Consider the following 20,641-nt stretch of genomic DNA (forward strand, 5'->3'; position numbering starts at 1 on the left):
TTGTGATCTAAATCTAATTACGCTATAGATGTCAAACGAAATCTAATTGGAGGTCGACATGAGAGTGAGCCGCGCACAGGCCGAGGAAAATCGGGAAACCGTGATCAACGTCGCGAGCCGTCTCTTTCGAGAGCATGGCTTCGATGGGATCGGCCTGAAGGATCTGATGAAGGGTGCCGGCCTAACGCAAGGCGCGTTCTACAAGCAGTTCTCGTCCAAGGACGACCTTGCTGCGCAGGCCTCCAGGCGGGCAATGGAAAGCGCCACGCGCAGATGGTCGACAGCAGCAGCGAAAAGCTCCGATCCTCTCGAAGCAGTCCTGGAGTTCTACCTCTCACCGGGACATGTCGGGGAAAAGGCCGACGGTTGCCCTCTCGTAGCGCTGGGATCTGACGCGGCGCGCCAGAGTGAAGAGGTCAGGCGTCCATTTGAGGATGGGATCCGGGCTCACTTTGAGGTCCTGGATGAACTGATGGACGACGCCAAGAGCTCCAATCCCAGCGGCAAGGCAATGGCGATATTGTCTCTGATGGTGGGTGCTGTCACGCTATCGCGCCTCATTAAGGAAGAGGATTTATCGCAAGGCATTCTCGACGCAGCCGCCGGTGAAGTTAGACGTATTGCAAGCGGTAAAGATGTCGCCTGAAGCGATCACTATCGCCCAAGTGATATCGCTGGCTTCGACTATCCGGTCGGATCAGGGGTCTAAGACCTCGTCTGTTCAATTTCTGACCGCTCCAATCGAGCCAGCAAGACCTGAAATACTTCCTCGATCCCGATTGGAAAGTGGCCAGACTAATTGCCGCCTGAAAATCATGGCCGCCACGTCCATTTTTTGGGCTAAAAGCGGTCATCACGAGCCACATTGAAGGTTTTCGAGTGTGCAGTTCCAGTCGAGCCGTTATGCAACTTTCAAGGCACAGATCGAGAACATCGAGACCGTTTTAACTCAAAGTTGTGACAACCGATAGTAAGACGAAATTCTGCAATGACTGCCGTGATCATCAAGTCTGATCCCACTAGCAGAAACGCGACTTGCCGATGCAGGACAGACGACTCGCCGTGGCTATAGTCTTCATGCGTTGCGTATCTCTTCGCTGGTGGGGCATTCTGATCAAGATAAGTGCAGCGCCTACGCTGCATCTCTGTCGAGGTCATATCTCGGCCTGACGGCAAGGTTTGCACCCGCCCAGCGACATAGTTCAGTCGGCGGAACCGGCAGGTTTTCGCTGGTAAACGTGGATGTAGTCGACTAGTAAAAAGGACGGGTTCGGCGTTTCATCGATCGGCCAACCAGATCCGAGCGCAAGGTTCACTAACGGATAAAACGGGGTATGGAACTCCTTTGGCGTCTCGAAACTCCATATGGATTTGCGATCGAGATAAATGGTCGTCTTGTCCGGTGAAATTTCCACGCCGTAGGTATGATATTCATTGCTCAACGTCCCGTCCTTGACAGTTGTCCAATGGCCGCCGGTGGTATTCTCACCGCCCTGGCTCTGACGCCAGATATGAAAACCGCTGCTGAATTCGTACGGCACGCGACCGTAATATTCCATTACGTCTATCTCCGCAGTGTATTTCGACCGGTCGATGCCGATGAGCCAGAAGGCCGGCCAGACTCCCTTGCCTGGCGGCAGCTTCATCCGGGCCTCGAAGTAGCCGAATTGCTGCGAGAACCCCTGCCCTTTCGCGTTCGTCGAAGCCAGGAGGCCCGAGCGCCAGTTTCCATCGGAGCCTTTACGCGCCTCGATCCGTAAGATCCCCTCGTCGACGGTAAAGGGAAACCCGTCGGTCGGATCGGTGAAACGGGCATCGCCAAAATCTCCATTCCAGGGTGTATGGGCAATCCAGCGCGAGCCGTTCTTTCCCCAGGCCGAGACATCCAGCTTATCGAAGTTCTCCTCGAAGGTCATTTGGAACGCATCGATATTGATCTGCTCTTGAGCCGCGGAGGGCTGCTCCAGGAATCCTAATGAACCAAGGGCGATGAGAAAAACGAGTCTCTTAGCAAATCTGCAATACATTGTGCTTCTCCGGAAATGCCAAAACAACCGTCGGATTAGTCTGAATTTCGATCACGAGGTGAGAGCCCCGCTTCTTCGTGGCAAAATTTTCTGAACGACGATGGTCTCGAGGCCATCGGGCCTTCCAACGATTTGCCATAACAACAGCGCGGAGACCCAGAAGATCGTGACCGCAGCTCCGCCGCAGAAGGTCAAACCTGTAATGAGATTCAGGCTAGGAGGCATGGCACTGAGCACTGGCTGCACGCACAGCAGGAAACCGATCATGGGCAAACTGGCAGCAAGCGGCCTGAAAAAGGCATTCAGCTGAGCACCGAATGTCGCGCCGATCAGGTGTCGCGTGATGACGAGCGATGCGGCATAGGCGACAAGAACTGCCACAATACGCGCAGCGAGTGCCCCTGCAAGTCCGAAATAGGCGATTCCCAGGATCGTTACCGGAACTCTTATGGCGAACTCGACGAACATTCTAAGTGCGACATAGCGGGTGTTGTCCATGACCATAGCCAACGCCGGCATGATGGTTGCGGGAAGACCGATCAGGCTGACGAGACACAGCCATTGGAGAATCGGGATGGCGAATGCCCATTTCTCGCCGACAATGATGCGCACGACCGGGTCGGCAAGCAAGGCGAGGACGAGAAGGACCGGAGCTGCGACCAGGGTGATTGCGTTTGTCGCTTTCAGATACGCGGTTATCAGCTTGTGATGATCGTCGACATTGGAGAAGGCGGCCATCAAGGGGCGCATCAGTGGCCCTACAAAGGTCTGGTGCGGAATGCCGGCGAGATTATCCGCCACGCTGAAGGCGCCGAACGTCGACAGGCTTGTAAAGCGAGGTAGGAGCAGCCGATCCAGTTGCCAGTTGATGGAATTCAGGATCTGCGCAACCGTGTTCCAGCCAATCATATCCTGGAAGTGCTTCCACTCCGAAAGGGTCAGAGTGGGGCGCATCGGAGCGAAGACATATGAGGTGATCGCCGCCGCGAATGGACCCGCGACCGCCCCTATCGCCAGTCCCCAGTAGCTGCCGGTCACTAGCGTCACCCCGACGCCGAACAGGAGCGTAGAGCCCTTGGCAATGATGTCGAGCGCAAACTCGCGTCTGAAATCAAAGTGTTGCATGAAAAGAACCATGCGCGGACTGATCAGGCTGCGCATAGCCGGTGCGAGGGAGAGAACGGCGACAAGTGAGACGAGCCGAGAATCACTATAGATAAGCGCCATCGGCCAGGCGACGATCACCATCAAGAGGCTGATGGCCGCCCCCCTGAGAACGCTCAGCGTGAACGCCGTGGCGAACATCCCCTCTGAAGGAGATCGCTGACGTACCAGGGCTTGGGTCAGTGGCAGGTCCAGGATCGCCTCGACGATTACCAGGACCGAAGTCGCGATGGCAACAAGGCCAAAATCCGCCGGGCTCAGAAGCCTTGCCAAGACCAGAAGACTTACGAAATCGAGCAGTCGTGCGAGGAATTTTCCGCCAATAGTCCAGATGCTCGCCGTCGCCGTCCTTTGCGATACGCTTGACACGGCTCTATTCCTCGTCGGCGGGTTGAGACGAATTAAATCGAGCGGGAAAAGGATGATGGCTGCACCGTCGCCGTTTGGCAGTGAGGCGCCTTAATCTGCTGAATACATCAATGTCCGCCCGGCCCATCAATGCGACCGACCTTGGAAAGAGCTGGCCGATGCGTCAGTACGCCTGCTCAACTGTTCCTCAATGAGGGCGTTCAGGCGCTCGCGGAAGACCATGGAGGAGAACTTCAGGGCATGTTCGCGGATCGCGTTCGGATCAAAATCGTCCTCGATTTCCTCGAACGTTACCATCGTGTCCAGAAGTGATTCCTTGGATTGTAGTGCAAAGCGAAGCCCAACATGGGGTGAAGAGACGGTCTCGCGGGCCCCGCCAGCGTCGAACGCCAGAACTGGCCGCCCCGATGCCATAGCTTCCACCGGCAAAATGCCGAAATCTTCGGTGCCGGGAAAAAGCAAAGCGCGGCATCGCGACAGATGATCGCGCAAAACGGAGAACGGCTGGTGGCCGAGGAATTGAACGGTGGGGCCGGCAATCGATTTGAGATATGCTGTCTGCTCTCCCTCTCCGATCACGATCAGTTTGCGGCCAGTCTCGCTACAGGCGCGAACGGCGATATCCGGCCGCTTGTAGGCCGTCAACTGCCCCGCATAGAGGTAGAACTCGCCCCTCCCTTTGCCCACTGCAAAATCATCAGTTGCAACGGGCGGATGAATGACGGCCGAATCGCGATCGTAGAAGCGTTGGATGCGGTTTGCGACATAGCCGGAGTTCGCCACAAAGACATCGACCCGCGAAGCGGTTGTCACGTCCCAGGCGCGCAGCATCGGTGCCGTAATCGACATCAATGCCCGACCCAGCCACGGAAGGCCCAGCCGATACACGTGAAACTGATCCCAGATGTAACGCATCGGCGAATGACAGTAGCATATATGAAGGGCGTCCGCGCGCGTAATGACGCCTTTGGCAGGTCCGGATTCGCTTGACAGCACCAGATCGTACTCCTGCAGATCGAACTGCTCGAGCGCGAACGGCATCAGCGGCAGCATCTTCGTGTAATGCCGTTTCGCACCGGGAATCTTCTGGAGAAAAGACGTGCGGATATTGCGCGTCTTCAGAAAATCGCTGATACGATCCGGATTGCAGACAAGGGTGAAGATATCGGCCTGCGGAAACATGCGGCAAAGCTCTTCGACGACTTTTTCGCCGCCACGCATCGACACAAGCCAATAGTGCACGATGGCGACGCGAAGCTGCTTGGTATCGCTTTTGCCGCTGGTCTCGATGGACCGGCTTTTCGTCATTACCGGTGCATCGGCGAGAAATGCCATGACTTCCGGAAGAGAGGTTGTTGCTTCGAGGGTCAACTGAGTGCTCCTTGTTTCATCACCGCGTCCGACGGCCCGGGCATTACATTTGTCGAAATCAGGCTGTGGTATTGTGCAAGAAGGGCATCGCGCCATTCTTCATGTGTTGAGGCGAGGTTTGGTGACAACTGGAAGGCACGCTCGCTCATCCGGCGAACATCGCGCTTCGGCATCTTGCGGAATGTCATCAATGTATCCGCAAAGGCGCGCTCGTTGGTCGTGTCGCAGGAAAGTGCGATGCCTGCTTTCTCCATTTCTTCGGCAAGAAAGGCCCCTTGAGACATGATGATGGGAAGGCCGCTCGCGGCCGCCTCTATGGCGACAAGTCCGAACGGCTCGGGATAGCGCGAGGGCATCAGCAACGCGCTTGCCTGACGAATCGTCTTGCCGATCTCCGCGTGCGACTGCCAACCGACTGTCCGCACGTGATCTCCGGACGTCGCCACCCGTTCCATCAACGGCCCGTCCCCGATCACGCAAAGGTTTGCGCCAGCTCTGCGCGTGGCGGCTACGGCGTCTTCCACGCCCTTCTCCTCGTCCAATCGTCCGATGAAGACGAATTCGTCATTGGTTTCTGCCTCAACGCGTTGGCTAGACAGCGGTGCGATGGGATTGCGGATCGTCGTCAGGCGTTCGGCCGGATAACCCGCACGAAGGAAGAAGCTCGCCATCTTCTCGTGCAGCAGGACTATTTTACCAAAATCGGCCTGATTGCGCAGAAGCCGAACGAGATTGGAGCCGCGGGCAACCCGCCACAATTTGTGCGAATAGTTTCTCTTGTCGCAGGCGGTGGCGATGCAGCTCACCCCGAGCGGACGCCGAAGACAAATCTCTTGCGCCTGGTAATCAAAGAAGGCGCCGTTGGGACAAGCGGTGAAGAAATCGTGCGCGTGAACCACACATCGCCTCGCGACGGGCACCAGCGCCTTGAATATCGCCGGAGACAGGATCTTGGACCAGCCATGGACGTGATAGCTTGTGTTCGGTGTGTCGTTTGCACGGATCCAGGTCGCGATCATCCGAACGGCGAGGACATTGTGAATACCTGAGACAAAAGCCTTCGCGCGCTCGGCGTTGATCAGATCGCGGCTGTTGAGCGGCACGATGGAAACTCCAAGGGCAGCAAGTTCTGTGTTGGCGCCGTCGTCCCCGCAAATATAAGTCACCGCGATGTCGAGGCCACGAAACAGTTTAGCCGACAGTACGGAGAGAGCTGTCGCGCCGCCTCTAGCCGTCGAATAATCATCGATGATGACCACGCGATCAATTGTTGAGCTATACAGCGCGGCATTTCCAGGCCACTTCCCATATCTCCCGGGACTTAGTGATCGTACGGTCGACCCGGCCGATCCAAGTTGGTCAGAACAATCCGGGTTGGGAAGGAAAGTCGGCATCATTTCACCAATGCCGCGCCATCGGCATAGGCCTCAAGTGCTTTGCGGTTAAGAATGCGAATCTTGCCTTGAGATCCGTCGACTATCTTGCGCTCGCGCCAGCGTCGCAGACACTGATTGACCTTTTCGCGGGAAGCAGGAAGAGTTGCGGCCAAGTCGTATTGCGAAATGATCAGCTCGTCCTGGTTATCCGGAGTATCTTTCCCATAGACGGTGGAGAGCCGCAAAATCGTGCTGGCCAGCCTGGATTGCAAGCACGACCCTGCGTTTGAAATGATCCGCAGCTCGAGCTCCGCAACACGAGCCAATGCCCTGTAAACAACCTTCTCCCGGAAACGAGGATCGCTGGCATATCGTTCGCGCAGCAAGCGGCCTTCGAAAAAATGCAGTTCGCAATCGGAACTGGCTCGATACTCGAGGTTCAACATCTGCCTACGCAGGACCTCGAGATCGCCGATGAGCCCCGCTTTCGGAATAATTTCAACGATGAATTCCCTGCCGTCGGGCAGCATCGTGCTCGCGCTCACGAAGCCCCGCTGAACGCGAGCAAACATATCAACGAGGACACCGGCTCCGGCGATGATCTCACCGCGCTGGAAGCTTCGAGCGTTTGAATGGCAGAAGGAGAATTCATCATCCGGTACACTACGGTTGCTTAACTGGATGCCCTCTGGAACCGCTGCCTTAACGATACCGACTCTGCAATCGTGTGTGTGTGTAGCCCCGTCCATGCGCATAACTCCCAAATTCTGGATGGTTATAGTTGATGCTGCACTGCATCATTTATAATGGCTCAGTTTGAGTGTCAAGTAACATTGCATGTCGAGTAAGGTATACATGAATATAATGTATCGCATATATTATTGACGGCGATTTAATTTATTGCATATTGCCTAACAATTGTGTAGTAATGTGCTCATATATGAACCATTCGTGACAAAAATCCTGCAATGCTTAGTTAAAATCCGCGAATTTATACGTGTAAAGTAACTCTCGATAGACTTTTTTATTTAAACTGTTAGTCACTTAGATTTAGTCATCGGAGCTTGCCGTCGCAGGATTCCCCTGCGTCGTCTTATTACCATAAAGAATTTGTTCACGATTATGACCTCGGTCACAGACAATCCGGTTGCAGTGCACCAAAGTTTCACTGGTAACCGGAAATTGTAGGAGACGACCGATGACATGGGATGCACAGGGCATTGAAGTTGGCGAATCCTGGTCGGGCGTCCAGAAGCCCGAGCAAGGCGATGATCTCCACGTTGCTCGACCTCATGCGATCGGCAGATGGTCAAAGCGAACGGTAGACCTTTTGATAGCGATCGCCGCTTTGGTGCTCCTCTCCCCGCTTTTCCTGATAGTCGCAATAATCGTGAAGCTTGGTGACAAAGGCCCGGTCTTTTATTCCCATACCCGGATCGGCTTTGGTGGCGCTGCGTTTGGATGTCTCAAGTTTCGTACCATGAAGACTGATGCGAGTGACCAGCTTGCGGAATTGCTGCGAACCGATCGGGCGGCAAGAACCGAATGGGAGGCGACGCGGAAACTGAAGAACGACCCCAGGGTCACGGTCGTCGGCGAGATTCTTCGAAAATCGAGTATCGACGAGCTTCCGCAACTGCTGAACGTCGTGCGCGGCGATATGAGTCTGGTGGGACCACGGCCGATCACGCTCGAGGAGCTGCCACGCTACGGTGAGCATATCTCGGCCTACATGGAGGGTAGACCCGGACTGACCGGTCACTGGCAAACCAGTGGGCGCAACGATGTCAGCTACCAGCATCGGGTTTCTCTCGACGTTCACTATCTCGACAATTGGTCGCTTGGTCGGGATTTTCTCATCATGGCGAAGACCATTCCGGTCCTGTTTTTAAGGCGCGGTTCCTACTAGACGGGTTCGGGGAGCGTTGCCGTCCTTGTCCAAAAATCGAAAGACATTCCTCTACATGTTTAACCTGCGACTAGCCCCTGGCTATACTGTGATCGTGCCCTTTTGGATTGAGACTAAATGACCTCCAGTCGCATCTTTAGCGGTGTTTCCTCAATACCCCTGCCTGCCCCAACCGCGGGTGGGAGTTCACCGCTGACCATGCGGGACATGCTCTTTTTTCTAAGGATGCGCTGGGCGTGGATCATCCTAACGACCAGTGCCTTCCTCGGCGTGGCCGCGGCCTATGTCCTCACCGCCCAGCCGACATTCGTTGCCAGCACCCAACTTTTGGTCTTTCCCCAAGTGAACGGTTCTGACGCGCAACGGGCCGTCGAGGCGGACGCATTCCTTGAGGCACAGCTGGAAATTGCCAAATCCAGCGATGTGCTCGGTCAAACGGCGAAGGCGCTTGATCTTGCCAGCGATCCTGCATTTGCTGACAAGGCGCCTTCGCTGCAGGACACTGCAAAAGGTTGGCTGACGGGAAGTTTGCAAAAGGATGCAGAAACAGACGATCCGACAGCTGCGGCGCAGCCAGCATCGCTGGCCAAAGAGACGCAGCGGTCCGATCGGGTTACCGCCAGGTTGCGAAACATGGTGGCACTGCGCCGGATTGGACGCTCGACGATCATCGAGGTGTCGGCCGATGCATCCAGCCCCAAGAAAGCGGTCGAAATTGCCGATACGGTCGCCGAGGAATACATCCGGAAAAACATACTGATGAAGGCCGAAGCCGCGCGGCAATACAGCGCGTGGCTGGAAAAATTTGTTATCGAGCAACAGCGCGGACTAACCGAAGCTGCCAATGCTTTGGCCACGTTCAAAAGTAATCCGCGCGATCAGTTCAAACTCGCGGAATTGCAAAGTGCGGCGGATGCGCGCCGCACTTTATACGAGAATACTCTTACTCAGTTTACTGAGGCCAAGCAGCGTATATCCTTCCCTGTGTCCGATGCCACGATTGTCTCGCAAGCCACGTTGCCGCTTTCCAAGGCAAGGCCGCGCAGCGGGCTCATCGTTGCCTTCGCTACAGCGGTAGGAGCGGGCGCCGGCCTGATGCTGGCCATGATTCGGCACGCGGGTGACCGCCGGATCGTCCGCGGCCAACGACTCGCGGAGGCGGCTGAACTGCCATTCGTCACATTATTGGCGAGATCGGAAAAGACGCGCCGTGGCCACCCTGCATACTTCCTGGCCGCTGAAGCCCGCAGCGGCAGCACGGCCACTTATCCGATCATACCTGGTATGGCGGAATTGGGCGCAACGATCGCAGGACTTCGGCGGAGGCGAAAGGTCGTCATCGGGATCGTTGCCGTCAATCCGGGCAGCGGAGCGTCGACTATAGCTTGCGAGCTTGCGGTCCAGTCAGCCGAGTCGGGATCTCGCACACTCCTGATCGATGCGGCGGCGGAAAAATCTTCCCTCAGCGGTTCGATCGCGCCGCATTGCTCGGCAGGCCTTGTCGACGTTCTCGATAATGCCGATCTGATCCAGACAGCTGCATTGCCCCTCACCCCCACGTTGAAATTTCTTCCTCTCGGCAAGATGCGCGGGATAACGCCGGCCATTCGCCTGAGCTCCGGTCGCACGCAATTGAACTTCAACGATCTGAAAAAGGAATTTGACGCCATATTCGTTGACATTTCCGCCGTCTCCATATCCCCGGATGCGAATGCGATAGCGCCAGAGCTGGACGGAGTCCTGGTGATCACATGGCATGGACGGACCTCGATCGACGATGCCGTGAAAGTCATCGACGGTATGCGAAATGTCGGCGCGGAGGTTCTCGGCGCGATCATCAACAAAGCGCCGCCGAGAATGCAATCATGACCCGGCAATCAAGTATTTCCGTGGGCATCGCTTCAGCAGGCCGCCCCGCAACGTTGCTGGCAACGATCGACTATCTTGCTGGCCTGCGAAACCGCCCAGAGCGGATCATCGTCTGCGTACCAGACATCAACGATGCAGCCGGGCTCGATAATCGCCTCGACGTGGAGCTTATTGTCGGCTCCCGCGGGTTGACCTGCCAACGCAACAGGATCCTCCGGGCGGCCGTCCCCGATACGGATATTCTGATCTTTCTGGACGACGACTTCATTCCGGCCCCGAACTTCATATCACGTATGCAAGCGGTCTTCGCTCGCGAACCGGACGTGACCATCGCAACGGGCGAGGTCCTGGCCGATGGCATCCTTGGCGGTGGCCTTACCATGTCCGCGGCCCTGGAAATCATCGAGACGGCTGGCGAGCGGGCTGAGTTGGTGACGGATGTCTATAACGCCTACGGGTGCAACATGGTGGTCCGCCTGTCGGCCGTTATCGAGCATGGCCTTACCTTTGATGAGCAGCTCCCGCTTTATGGCTGGCTCGAGGATGTCGATTTCAGCAGATCCATCGCCCGTTACGGCAGATCGGTGCGCGTTGCGGGCGCCTGCGGTGTTCATCTGGGTGTCAAATCCGCGCGTCAGCCCGGTCTACGGCTCGGCTATTCGCAGATAGCCAATCCTGCCCACCTGATCAGGAAGGGCACGATGTCGAAGGCGCGCGCGATCGCACAAATTGGCCGCAACATTCTGGCTAACGCTCGCGGCGCGCTGCTCGGCGACCGTTCCATCGATCGGCGGGGACGTTTGGGCGGTAACGTGCTGGCCCTGGCAGATCTTCTCATAGGTCGCGCGTCTCCCTCGCGCATCCTCGAATTCGGCATTTCTTCTAATCGCGAGATGTCTTCACCATCCATCGCAACAAAACGGAGGTAGCAGACGTCATGCAATGCATGTCTTTGCCAGTGCTCAACAGGCGGTCAAGTCCCCCTATAGGACACGCCGGTAGACCGCTGCGTCCGTCATACTCGAAAATTCGGATCTTGCCCGATCGCCTCGTATTTGCCGGCCTTCTCTTGCTTGTCTTTGCGTGCATGACCAACTGGAGCGCGGCCAGTGCCGACACATATACGCTGGTGGCAGAAGACAAGATAAAGTTACGCGTTGTCGAGTGGCGATCGTCCGATACCCGATACGCCAGTTGGGAGGCGCTTGAGGGAATATATACCGTCGACGATATGGGCAATCTATCGATCCCGATCGTCGGTCAGATAAAGGCGAACGGCAAGACGACAGAGCAACTGGCCGACGCCATCGCGAGCGGGTTGGCCGAGAAAGCCGAGTTGCCGGGAAAACCCTTTATTGCCGTCGAGATCGCCGAGCACGCGCCAGTCTTCGTGACAGGAACCGTGCAGACCCCGGGGCGCTATCCTTTTGTGACGAACATGACCGTAATGAAGGCGGTGAGCATCGCCGGGGGCTTTTTGCGGGCGCGTGAGGGCAACGCCGTCTTCGAGCGCGATCGGATCCAGGCTGCCGGGGCCTATCGCACCGCCATCCTCAGCCGGCGTGATCTTCTGATGCGGCAGGCCCGTTTGCGCGCCGAGATCGCCGGCGAACCCAGCTTCGCTATTCCTGGCGAACTCGTGGGCACGCCGGATGTCGAGAAACTGAAGACGGAGGAGTCCAACCTGATGCGGCTGCGACGCGTCGAGTCCGACAGCCAGATCGCGGCGGCGAATGATCTCAGCCGTCTGTACAGTCAGGAAATCCAGTCACTCGAAGCCAAGATCATCTCGCAAAAACGACAGATCGCCCTTGCGCAGGAGGAACTGGATGCCGTCAACGGCCTCGCGAGCAAAGGTCTGTCGAACAACGCACGCCAATTTTCACTCGATCGCGCATTGGCGGATGCCCAAGGCAGCATGCTCGATCTGGAAATCGCCCTGACCAAAGCCCGTCAGGCGCTGAGCGACAGTGAGCGCGAAAAGACCGGGATCATCAACAAGCAGAACGCAGAAAACCAACAGCTGCTCAATACGGTTGATCTTGATATCAGCAAGGCGGCAATCGACATCCAGGTAGCGCAGCTGCTGGGCGAGCAGGCGGGGTATAGTGCGCAAGTCGCCCGGATCGGAACGGAGACGACGAGCCTCGGAAGTACACAGAAAACCTTCAGGATCGTGCGTCGCAGCGATGATGGAACCTATCATACGATCGAAGCGGATGAGACGACCGCCCTGCTGCCGCACGACCTCGTCGAGATCGGTGTCGACACTGACCCGCAGGCGTCTTTTCTGCTGCAACCGCAGGTTGGACGGCCCGATGTAACCGGAAGCGCCCAGTCGGCTTCCCGCCAGGATATCTCAAGCAGGAGCGACGGAGGCATCCGTGATTGAGGAAGATGCCATCAGGGCCGGTGGCCCGGCCTGCCCTCTTTCCGGCAGCTCCGGGAAAGCCGGCTGGAAACGCCACCGGCGTGCATTGCAAATGCAGGCCATGCAATCACTGTCCAGATCGGAAGCTGAAGCATGACGATAGAACCGATCGGCTACTTCGTCCTCCTGCTTGGCGCACTTAGTGTGGTCTACGGAGCACGCTTTGCAATCGGGACACTTTGTTTGTCGACGCTCTTTGGAGCCGCGGCGGCGCTCCAGCTGCCCTCGCTTGGTGGTGGTAGCATCCAACCCAGCCATCTTCTGGTGCTTTTCTTTGTCGCGACCGCCTTGCTGCGCCCCATAGAAACACAGGCGGCCTTGGCCAGCATTGCGTATCCGGGCCCCGGCTTCTGGTTCGCTGTCTATATCCTGTTTTCCGCCGTATCGGCTTTCTTTCTGCCCCGCATCTTTGCCGGTGCAACGCTCGTCTACTCGTCCGCCCGCGACGCGTCGGGGACGATGTCGACAGTGGCCTCTCCGCTGGCTCCAGGTTCGTCCAATTTTACCCAGGCTGTCTATCTACTCGGCGACCTCGCCTGCTTTGCCGTCATCAGTGGGCTCACCCGGCTCGGGCACGCCCGTTTCATCGCTCGAAGTTTGATCGTGACGGCGATAGTGTGCCTCGGCCTGGCGCTGCTCGATATCGGAGCGTTCATGACCGACCAGGCCGAATTACTCGATTTCATACGCAATGCCAACTATACGATGCACACGGCCGAGACGATCAGCGGTTTCAAACGCATCGTCGGTTCCTTTCCTGAAGCAAGCTCCTACGGATCGGCCGCATTGGTCTTCTTTTCTTTCACGCTCCTGCTTTGGCTGGAGCGTTTTCCAAGCCGCCTGACCGGTCTGGCAACGATATCTGTTGGCGCGACTATCATACTGTGCACGTCGACAACTGCCTACATTGCGGGTCTGCTTGTTCTCGGCCTCGTCGTACTGCTAAGCCTGAAACGCCTCCCTAGTGGCCGTGCTACGGCCCCCTATGCTGCTTTCCTGATCGTCACACTGTTCATGGTTCCCTGCACGATCGTTGCACTCATGCTGATACCGGATGCGTGGAATTCGGTAACGGAACTCATGAGCATTACCTTCGCAGACAAGCTCCAGTCACAATCTGGCGAAGAACGCACCGCCTGGAACACTCTGGCGCTCGTCTCATTCGTGGAGACGGCCACTTTCGGCGCCGGGCTCGGCACAGTTCGAGCCTCCAGTTTTATTGCCGCATTGCTGTCGAATGTCGGATTGTGCGGCACCGTGCTTTTCGCCATCTTTCTGTACAGCCTCCTGACAGCGGCCGGGCGGAACGAATCAGACGCCCGGGAGGACCGGGCAATCGGAATTGCCGCCGTGATGGCGTCAATCGCCCAGATCGCCTCGGCGACGATCTCCGGGAGCAGTACTGACCTCGGCTTGCTGTTCAGTATTACCGCAGGGCTGGCCACCGGTTGCCTGGCTGGCTCCCACGTCTTGCCACGACGCGCGGCTCGGTCGCCTGTGAGCCCATATCCCTTGGAGGCATCGGCATCTTTGATGAGAACGCCGATGGTTTCGGCGCCATGATACGCCACTTGCGATCCCGTCCAACCATAGCCGCATCCGGGCGGACCCGAAGATTTTCTACGTGGCGCGCCTCGAAGATCGTCAATGACAGGTGGTTGGCGCACGAAAGCAGTTCGGCAAACCTCTGCGGAAAGTCAGCTCCCGCGGTGCTCGTCTGCCGCATGCGCCGCGTCAGCGGTGGAACCATTTTTTGGAAGTTTGCGCGTGCGACGCCAAAGTCCCGACAAAAAGACGCCCACCAGGTAACTGACTTCCATGAGCGCAAGGACAGCAATGCTGGAGAGCGCAGCGGCAATCAGGGAAGAGCCCTGGGTGAAGGTCACGACCCCCAAGCCAGTTGCCACGAAAAACGCAAAGATTGCGAATGCCCAGACACGGATGGCGGTCCCGGCCGTGATCGAAATCACCATCACGATGATTGCGCCGCTCAGCATTGTCATCCTCCCTCCCCTTGCATCACGACCAGGGTTCCAACTGCTGGTCTTTGCGATTTGGCACCGCAGACTTACGATATTGGAACGCCCGCTGCGGTTAAAATTTCAACAATTAAACGCTCAAAAATCGTCGTCAACCAGCCCTTTATTTCAAACCGACGGCGCTCAGTTACGCATTTGGCAACAAAATACCGGATCGCGTTTCCATACGACAGTATCAGTGACGGGTTCAATAAGGGGTGTTCCCGGCGAAGACCAATCAGAGGGGCGGTGATATGAACAATCAATGCGTCGTTTACGTTACGGATGTCGAGTATGCGTTTCCCACTATTCTTTCGGCCCTCCAGGCTCGCAAATTCGCCAGCGCAGCGACCGACGTCTGCGTCCTCATGTCGGAACACCTTGATAATTTTGCAGAGCTGAAAGGCCTGCTCGCGATGAGCGGGGTCGAACTGATCGATGCGACTGCAGCATTGAAGGACTCGCTCGGCAAACTCGACGGCTCGCATTTTCAGCGACGCATCAGCGTCAGCACGATGGCCAAGCTTGTCCTTTGCCAGGTCCTGCCCGCTGAGTACACCCAGATTATTTACCTCGATGGGGACACGCAGGTCGTCAGCAATCTGGCTGAGCTCGAAAACGCCGTCGCCCCTGAGGGAAAGTTCTTTGCAGCGCGTGATTACACATCGATCCACAAGCTCCTCCTCAGCGGAAGAGACAGCCACTATTTCAACGCGGGTGTTCTGAAGTTTCACCGTAACGGCTGGATCGGGCAAGAGGCGTTAGAACTTTTTATGAAAAATCCGGAGGCCTGCGAGGGCAAACATGATCAAGGTGCACTGAACTATGTCTGCGGATCTTCACTCATCCTCGTGTCGAACCGCTGGAACTTTCCGAAGCAGTTTCTTCATCTTGTGAACATGTCCTCCTTATCCATCGTGCACTACATGGCGCATCCAAAGCCGTGGCACGGGACTTTCTTTCCATGGAGCGATGCGGAAAGCCAGGTTTACGTCGACTTACGCAAATCGCACCCGGTATACGACGCGCTATACCGCGGAATAACATTCGACCGTAAAATGTTATACAAGTATCGTTCAATTCGGGAACGTATCACACACGCGTTGCAGGAGGACAAGCCCAACCCGCAAGTCCAGGGTCTGCTTGTCGGCGATTATGTCGTGTGATGGTCGAAAGAGCATGATTAACAGTGCTTCCCTTGCCAGCATTTCACACTACGCAAAGGCCCGACTGCGGCGGTCTCTGAAAGCCAGGCAGGTCAAGTGCGACCTGCTGCGCGGCGGGCTCAAGCACGCGCGCCATGTTGTCATATGCGTCATCCGCGACGAAGGGCATCGGCTGGCCTTCTTTCTGCAGTATTATCGCGATCTTGGATTTGAGCATTTTCTTTGCATCGATAACGGGTCGACCGATGGGACGGTAGAACAGCTGTCCAGCTTCGACGACGTGTCCCTCCTTTCGGCCAACGGGTCCTACAAGGCAGCAAGGTTTGGAAACGACTGGATCAACGAAGTCATCAACCGGTATTGCCAGGAAAAATGGGTCCTTTACGTCGATGCCGATGAATTTCTGGTTTACCCGCATTGCGACACAAGGCCGATCAGCCAGTTGACCGCTTACATGGATTCCGTGGGCGGTCGTTCTCTGCGATCGGTCATGGTCGATATGTACAGCCGTAATCCAATTGTTGAAAACGTATGCGAGCCCGGAAGAAACCCCCTGGGTGTTTGTAACCTCTTCGACCGTTCGGGTTACGAGTCACATTTCGACAAACGCAATTTGACGATATGGATCAAGGGCGGGGTCCGTGGGCGGGTCTATTTCCAGGGCCGTATCTGGGATGGTCCTGCACTCAACAAGATACCCCTCGTTTACGTAGCGGGAGAGTGCCTGTTTCTCAAGTCATCGCATCAGGTTTGGCCGTTGTCCTTGAATTTGGGCGATATGCGTGGAGCACTTGGCATATCGGGTGCCCTCTTGCATTTCAAGTTTCTATCGACCTTTGTTCATAAGGTTTCGGATGTGGCAAACCGATCGGAGCACACCGAAGAATACGCCGTATATTCCTCAGGCGAGGACGTGCGTCATTTCTTGTATGAGGACACGGGTGTTTACAAAAACTGGAAAGATTTGGCTGATCACGGTCTTATACAAGGGGAAGGTTGGAAATACTGGAAGAATGTTTCAACTGTGAAGTCTAGTGGATTGATCGAGACTAAAGAGTTCGATCCAGGTGTTGGCACTTCACGCAAAAAAGTTCCGGTCACTTGTGCAATCCAATCCCGCCGAGGCTGACACAATTGGCGTCGAACTGGCGAGGCTGGATCGCGAGATGACTCCCACATTGGTGTGATTTTTGCAACTGGTCAGGCTGATAGGTCGTGGGGCTTCGCATCAGTCGGGCCATACTCGACCGATATAGTTCATGTACCTTGCCATTCAGGAAAGGGAACAGGGACTGAGTGATTCTTCGCGAATGCGCGCTGCCAAAATCCAGTCAACTGCCGCGGAAATGTCATTGACGGTTGCGGTTGGTGGGGGGTTGAAACGGTCCTCGTCGCCGGGGCGGTATTTGCCCGTGCGTACCAGCAACGCGTGAGCAAGTCCGGTCCGCAAGGCCCCTGCGATGTCGGTTTCCGCATCGTCGCCGACTATTACGGCTTCTGCAATTGGGCATTGCATGCTGGCTAGTGCGGACAGGAAGAACGCAGGCGACGGCTTTCCCAAGACAACAGCACTTCTTTGACTGGCGAATTCCAGTGCCGCAACGAATGCTCCCGCGTCGAGACTGAGTTCTCCATCTGCATCCTTGAATGTCCGGTTCGGCGCCAGCGCCAGGAATTCCGCGCCCTGGATGAGCTCTCGAAACGCCCTGTTCAGCGCCAGGTAATCGAAGGCCTTGCCTGCATCGCCGACAATGACCGCCCTTCCATCCCCGCCCGCCACATCGTGGAAATCCGCCACCAGGTCCGGGTGAACCAGGAGGTATGGCGATCGATTGTGTTGACCAAGCCATTCACGCGCTATTTGCGCTGGAGTTAAAAGCTCGCTGGATGAGACAGAAAAGCCAAGCCTGTCGAGCTGCTTAAGAACGGATTCTTTGCTCGACCGTGTCGTGTTGCTCACGAAGCGTACAGGAAGGTCAGCCTCGTGCAGGCGGGCAACAGCATTCGTTGCGCCCGGAATAACCTCTTTGCCATCATAGAGGACGCCAGCAAGATCCAGAAGCACACCGCTAATCATCGAAGCAGAATGGACGTGGACAAATTGGGCGTCAACGTCTTCAAGCGACCTTCCAACGATCAACGTTCGTCTCGGAAGGCTTCAGGGGATGAGGAAACCGGCCTGTCCGAAAACTATCCTGACTTTTACAGTACCCCGCAGTTACTGAGAAACGATCCTCTGAAAAGCCGTGCTAAACGCTTCTTGGAAGGGAAGTGACCGCGGTAATAACCGTCCTTCTTGTGTTTTGGTAGAACCACGATGTTCAGGAGATCCGAAATGCTCGAGACTACGCCTACCCTTCTATTCACGATCGAAGCACATGGCCGACTTGTTTATGGTCCGATAAAGACCACAGCTGACGCTCTGGCCGAGAAGCTTCGAGCTATCGGCAAGTTCAGCGACGACGAGGTTGAACAGGTGTTACATGAGATCGACAACCTTGGGAGCGTCGAGGTCAAGCCGGACGAAGGGAAACATGAAACAATCACCATCTCGAAGATACTCGCATCTTGAACATGCCGTCCGATGGCATTGTCACATTATTTGAGAGAGGTGAGCATGAGCAGCGATGTGAATGTCCCGGGATTCAAGCCGACATTTGTGTCAGAATTCTTGTTATTAAATCGACTATCTGCCCTTTTCTGAACCAACACCATACAATAGGGGCAGGCAGCAGCAACTGAAAATGCCGATATTAGCGGATCTTCCACCGAATCCGATTGGTTCATAAGATTCTACAATCACTCTTTAGAGCATATCGGGATGAGTGATTTCCAATGAGCGCCTTGAATTCTAGAGAGAAATAGCTTGGCCCAGACCTAGGCGTTTGGCCTCGCGGTAAGCGAGGTCGGCTGCCACCATATCCTCCATGGCGACGCCCATGGCCTTGTAGATCGTGATCTGCTGATCTGACGTCCGACCTGGTCGCAGTCCCAGCAACATCGCACCAAGATCGATGCCTGCCTCCGGATCGATATTTGCAAGTTCGCAACAACCCACGGGTGTTGGCGAGAAGGCGTCCCGCGTCTCAACGAAGAGCTTGCCGCGAGCGATCAAATCGATCGGAAGTTCGCCGCCGGGTGGCGCAACACCGACCGAGGACACGTGCGTTCCTGGTTGAACCCATTCTGCGGATATCGCGGGGACGTAGGAGTGCGTTGCGAGGCACACGACATCCGAAGAGCGTACCGCGGCCTCGAGGTCCTCGACGGCCGTGGTACCTGAATGACGTGAGGACAGAACCTGCGCATCAGAAAAATCCTTCGAGAAAACTCGGATTTCCTGGAAATCTCGAACTAGTGGCAACAGGTGAAGGTGCTGGCTAGCTTGAACGCCAGCGCCCACGACGGTCGCGACCTTGGCATTACGCCTGGCGAGCTCTCGCACTGAGAGGACGGCCGAGCCAGACGTGCGTACGGCCGTGATGTAGGTGCCATCCATAATGCAAACAGGCATTCCTGTTTCTGGATCGAAGAGATGTATTGTTGCGAGGTGACTTGGGATGCCCCGAGCGATATTGCCTTCGAACACGTTGACGAGTTTTACGGTCAAATGCATTCCCTTCATCCAGGCAGGCATCGCCAACGAATAGCCGGCATTCGGAATATCGAGTTGTGGCCGCGCTGGATTAACGACACGATCGTCGGAAAGCGCTTTGAACCCGTCCGCTAGCGCATCTAGCAGCTTGCGCAGGTCGATACATTTTTTGATCTCCGCTTCGCTCAGCGAGAGAATCTTGATCTCACCCTTTGTGTGATTGCTCGAGGCAGGTTGTGTGCTGTCCATGATCTTGCTTGCCTTCGTCCGGTTATGCGTTCAGTGCCTTTCCAACCGTATTGAGCAAATCGGTGTGATGAAATATAGTAATTTCGACTTCCTAGCGTGATTGTCGCGCGTTTGGACCCACGAAAGTGTGAATCAAAATGAACGATCTGGACCGTATCGACCGGATGTTGCTCGGGCTATTGCAAGAAGACGGTCGCCGGACCGTACTTGACCTCGCCGAACGCGTTGGACTGTCACCGACCGGCGCATCACAGCGCATCAAGCGGCTTTTCAGTGAAGGCTTTATCCGCGCCGTGCGGGCTGTGCTGGAGCCCTCAAAGATTGGACGCGGCGCTGTCGTCTTTGTCGAGGTAAGACTCGATCACACCGCGCCGCACGTCTTCGACCGCTTTGCAGAGGCTGTTGCGAAGGCACCCGAAATCATCGAATGTCATATGGTGATTGGTGGATTCGACTACCTGGTCAAAGCACGAATAGCTGACATGGCAACGTTTCAGGAATTCCTGCAGCGGGTCATTCTGCCGCTTCCTGGTGTCAGGGAAACGCACACTTACGCATCAATCGGTGATGTGAAGCCTGACGCATTGTTGCCGCTTTGACACCTCCGGTTTTCTGGCCGGTTGAAGCTGGAATAACTCGGTCAAGACGGAGTTTTCGGCGTGAAGCCGTCATAACGTATCGCCTTAAAGGGTTTCGAATGTGCGTTCCAGTCGAGATGGGATGGTTGCCGCCCTCCCCTGACGGCATCGCAATGTGCCAATGTTGTGGTGCGTTAACCCACGAAGTAGAGAAGGCGGCAAAATGAAGGATACGATGATTGGTGTGGACCTGGCAAAGAGTGTTTTTGTGCTCCACGGAGCGTCGATGACGGGTCAGGTGAAGTTTCGCAAAAAGCTCTCACGGTCCCAGTTTCTGAAGTTCATAGCGGATCAATCACCTGCGGTCGTGGTGATGGAAGCCTGCGGCAGCGCGCACTATTGGGCTCGACAGGTCGTGGAACTGGGCCATGCAGTGAAACTGATTGCGCCACAATATGTCCGGCCGTTCGTGAAGCGGCAGAAAAACGATGCGGCCGACGCCGAGGCGATCGTGATCGC

Annotated in this window: 18 protein-coding genes and 1 pseudogene; 11 read left to right on the top strand and 8 right to left on the bottom strand. The window is 56.1% G+C overall.

What is annotated here, in order from left to right; translation table 11 throughout:
• Positions 1 to 58: 58 nt before the first annotated feature.
• Positions 59 to 646 (top strand): TetR/AcrR family transcriptional regulator, encoded by a 588-nt coding sequence (locus FHS21_RS04895; RefSeq protein WP_112525702.1) that lies wholly within the window; start codon positions 59 to 61, stop codon positions 644 to 646.
• A 556-nt stretch (positions 647 to 1,202) separates the two neighbouring features.
• Here the strand turns inward: FHS21_RS04895 and FHS21_RS04900 are convergent.
• The 5 genes from FHS21_RS04900 to FHS21_RS04920 all read right to left on the bottom strand — a co-directional run bounded on the left by FHS21_RS04900 (position 1,203) and on the right by FHS21_RS04920 (position 7,056).
• Positions 1,203 to 2,027, bottom strand: coding sequence for a glycoside hydrolase family 16 protein (locus FHS21_RS04900; RefSeq protein WP_112525704.1), 825 nt, complete (start codon positions 2,025 to 2,027; stop codon positions 1,203 to 1,205).
• Positions 2,028 to 2,078: 51 nt separating this feature from the next.
• Positions 2,079 to 3,560, bottom strand: coding sequence for a lipopolysaccharide biosynthesis protein (locus FHS21_RS04905; protein WP_183661086.1), 1,482 nt, complete (start codon positions 3,558 to 3,560; stop codon positions 2,079 to 2,081).
• Between the two features lie 126 nt (positions 3,561 to 3,686).
• Positions 3,687 to 4,931, bottom strand: a complete 1,245-nt coding sequence (locus tag FHS21_RS04910; protein ID WP_183661089.1) for a glycosyltransferase family 4 protein — start codon at positions 4,929 to 4,931, stop codon at positions 3,687 to 3,689.
• Positions 4,928 to 6,325 (bottom strand): glycosyltransferase family 4 protein, encoded by a 1,398-nt coding sequence (locus tag FHS21_RS04915; RefSeq protein WP_183661150.1) that lies wholly within the window; start codon positions 6,323 to 6,325, stop codon positions 4,928 to 4,930. The genes FHS21_RS04910 and FHS21_RS04915 overlap by 4 nt, the downstream gene beginning before the upstream one ends.
• Positions 6,325 to 7,056, bottom strand: a complete 732-nt coding sequence (locus tag FHS21_RS04920; RefSeq protein ID WP_183661091.1) for a Crp/Fnr family transcriptional regulator — start codon at positions 7,054 to 7,056, stop codon at positions 6,325 to 6,327. The genes FHS21_RS04915 and FHS21_RS04920 overlap by 1 nt, the downstream gene beginning before the upstream one ends.
• A 449-nt stretch (positions 7,057 to 7,505) precedes the next feature.
• Here FHS21_RS04920 and FHS21_RS04925 point away from each other — a divergent pair, with 449 nt between their 5' ends.
• The 5 genes from FHS21_RS04925 (at position 7,506) to FHS21_RS04945 (ending at position 14,079) form a co-directional block, all read left to right on the top strand.
• Positions 7,506 to 8,216 carry a sugar transferase gene (locus FHS21_RS04925; protein ID WP_183661093.1) on the top strand — a complete coding sequence of 237 codons (711 nt, stop codon included), beginning with the start codon at positions 7,506 to 7,508 and terminating at the stop codon, positions 8,214 to 8,216.
• 117 nt (positions 8,217 to 8,333) lie between these two features.
• Positions 8,334 to 10,085, top strand: a complete 1,752-nt coding sequence (locus tag FHS21_RS04930) for a GumC family protein (protein WP_183661095.1) — start codon at positions 8,334 to 8,336, stop codon at positions 10,083 to 10,085.
• The gene (locus tag FHS21_RS04935; protein WP_183661098.1) at positions 10,082 to 11,014 is read left to right on the top strand and encodes a glycosyltransferase family 2 protein; all 933 of its coding nucleotides are present in this window, start codon (positions 10,082 to 10,084) and stop codon (positions 11,012 to 11,014) included. The genes FHS21_RS04930 and FHS21_RS04935 overlap by 4 nt, the downstream gene beginning before the upstream one ends.
• Positions 11,015 to 11,172: 158 nt before the next feature.
• Positions 11,173 to 12,477, top strand: a complete 1,305-nt coding sequence (locus FHS21_RS04940; RefSeq protein WP_246410829.1) for a polysaccharide biosynthesis/export family protein — start codon at positions 11,173 to 11,175, stop codon at positions 12,475 to 12,477.
• A 132-nt stretch (positions 12,478 to 12,609) separates the two neighbouring features.
• Positions 12,610 to 14,079, top strand: coding sequence for a hypothetical protein (locus tag FHS21_RS04945; protein WP_183661102.1), 1,470 nt, complete (start codon positions 12,610 to 12,612; stop codon positions 14,077 to 14,079).
• Positions 14,080 to 14,213: 134 nt separating this feature from the next.
• Here the strand turns inward: FHS21_RS04945 and FHS21_RS04950 are convergent, their stop codons facing one another.
• Entirely contained in the window at positions 14,214 to 14,519 is a 306-nt protein-coding gene (locus FHS21_RS04950) for a hypothetical protein (protein WP_376772061.1), read from the bottom strand.
• Between the two features lie 269 nt (positions 14,520 to 14,788).
• On the opposite strand from FHS21_RS04950, the gene FHS21_RS04955 reads away from it, so the two are divergent.
• Together FHS21_RS04955 and FHS21_RS04960 are read left to right on the top strand one after the other, a co-directional pair.
• Positions 14,789 to 15,700: a glycosyltransferase family 8 protein gene (locus FHS21_RS04955; protein WP_183661105.1), complete on the top strand. Its 912-nt coding sequence runs from the start codon at positions 14,789 to 14,791 to the stop codon at positions 15,698 to 15,700.
• Between the two features lie 13 nt (positions 15,701 to 15,713).
• Positions 15,714 to 16,829 carry a glycosyltransferase family 2 protein gene (locus tag FHS21_RS04960; RefSeq protein ID WP_183661108.1) on the top strand — a complete coding sequence of 372 codons (1,116 nt, stop codon included), beginning with the start codon at positions 15,714 to 15,716 and terminating at the stop codon, positions 16,827 to 16,829.
• A gap of 144 nt (positions 16,830 to 16,973) precedes the next feature.
• On the opposite strand, the gene FHS21_RS04965 is transcribed toward FHS21_RS04960, so the two are convergent.
• On the bottom strand, positions 16,974 to 17,777 hold the full coding sequence (locus tag FHS21_RS04965; protein ID WP_183661156.1) for a TIGR01458 family HAD-type hydrolase: 804 nt from the start codon (positions 17,775 to 17,777) through the stop codon (positions 16,974 to 16,976).
• Between the two features lie 258 nt (positions 17,778 to 18,035).
• Here FHS21_RS04965 and FHS21_RS04970 point away from each other — a divergent pair, with 258 nt between their 5' ends.
• Entirely contained in the window at positions 18,036 to 18,272 is a 237-nt protein-coding gene (locus tag FHS21_RS04970; RefSeq protein WP_183661111.1) for a hypothetical protein, read from the top strand.
• A 279-nt stretch (positions 18,273 to 18,551) separates the two neighbouring features.
• Here the strand turns inward: FHS21_RS04970 and FHS21_RS04975 are convergent, their stop codons facing one another.
• The gene (locus tag FHS21_RS04975; protein ID WP_183661114.1) at positions 18,552 to 19,544 is read right to left on the bottom strand and encodes an ornithine cyclodeaminase family protein; all 993 of its coding nucleotides are present in this window, start codon (positions 19,542 to 19,544) and stop codon (positions 18,552 to 18,554) included.
• 137 nt (positions 19,545 to 19,681) lie between these two features.
• Between FHS21_RS04975 and FHS21_RS04980 the strand changes: the two genes are divergently transcribed.
• The gene (locus FHS21_RS04980) at positions 19,682 to 20,143 is read left to right on the top strand and encodes an Lrp/AsnC family transcriptional regulator (RefSeq protein WP_183661117.1); all 462 of its coding nucleotides are present in this window, start codon (positions 19,682 to 19,684) and stop codon (positions 20,141 to 20,143) included.
• 202 nt (positions 20,144 to 20,345) lie between these two features.
• Positions 20,346 to 20,641: pseudogene (locus FHS21_RS04985) on the top strand (IS110 family RNA-guided transposase); the annotation flags it as partial.

The sequence above is a fragment of the Phyllobacterium trifolii genome (assembly GCF_014192095.1).
In the GTDB taxonomy this organism is placed as follows: Bacteria; Pseudomonadota; Alphaproteobacteria; order Rhizobiales; family Rhizobiaceae; genus Phyllobacterium; species Phyllobacterium trifolii.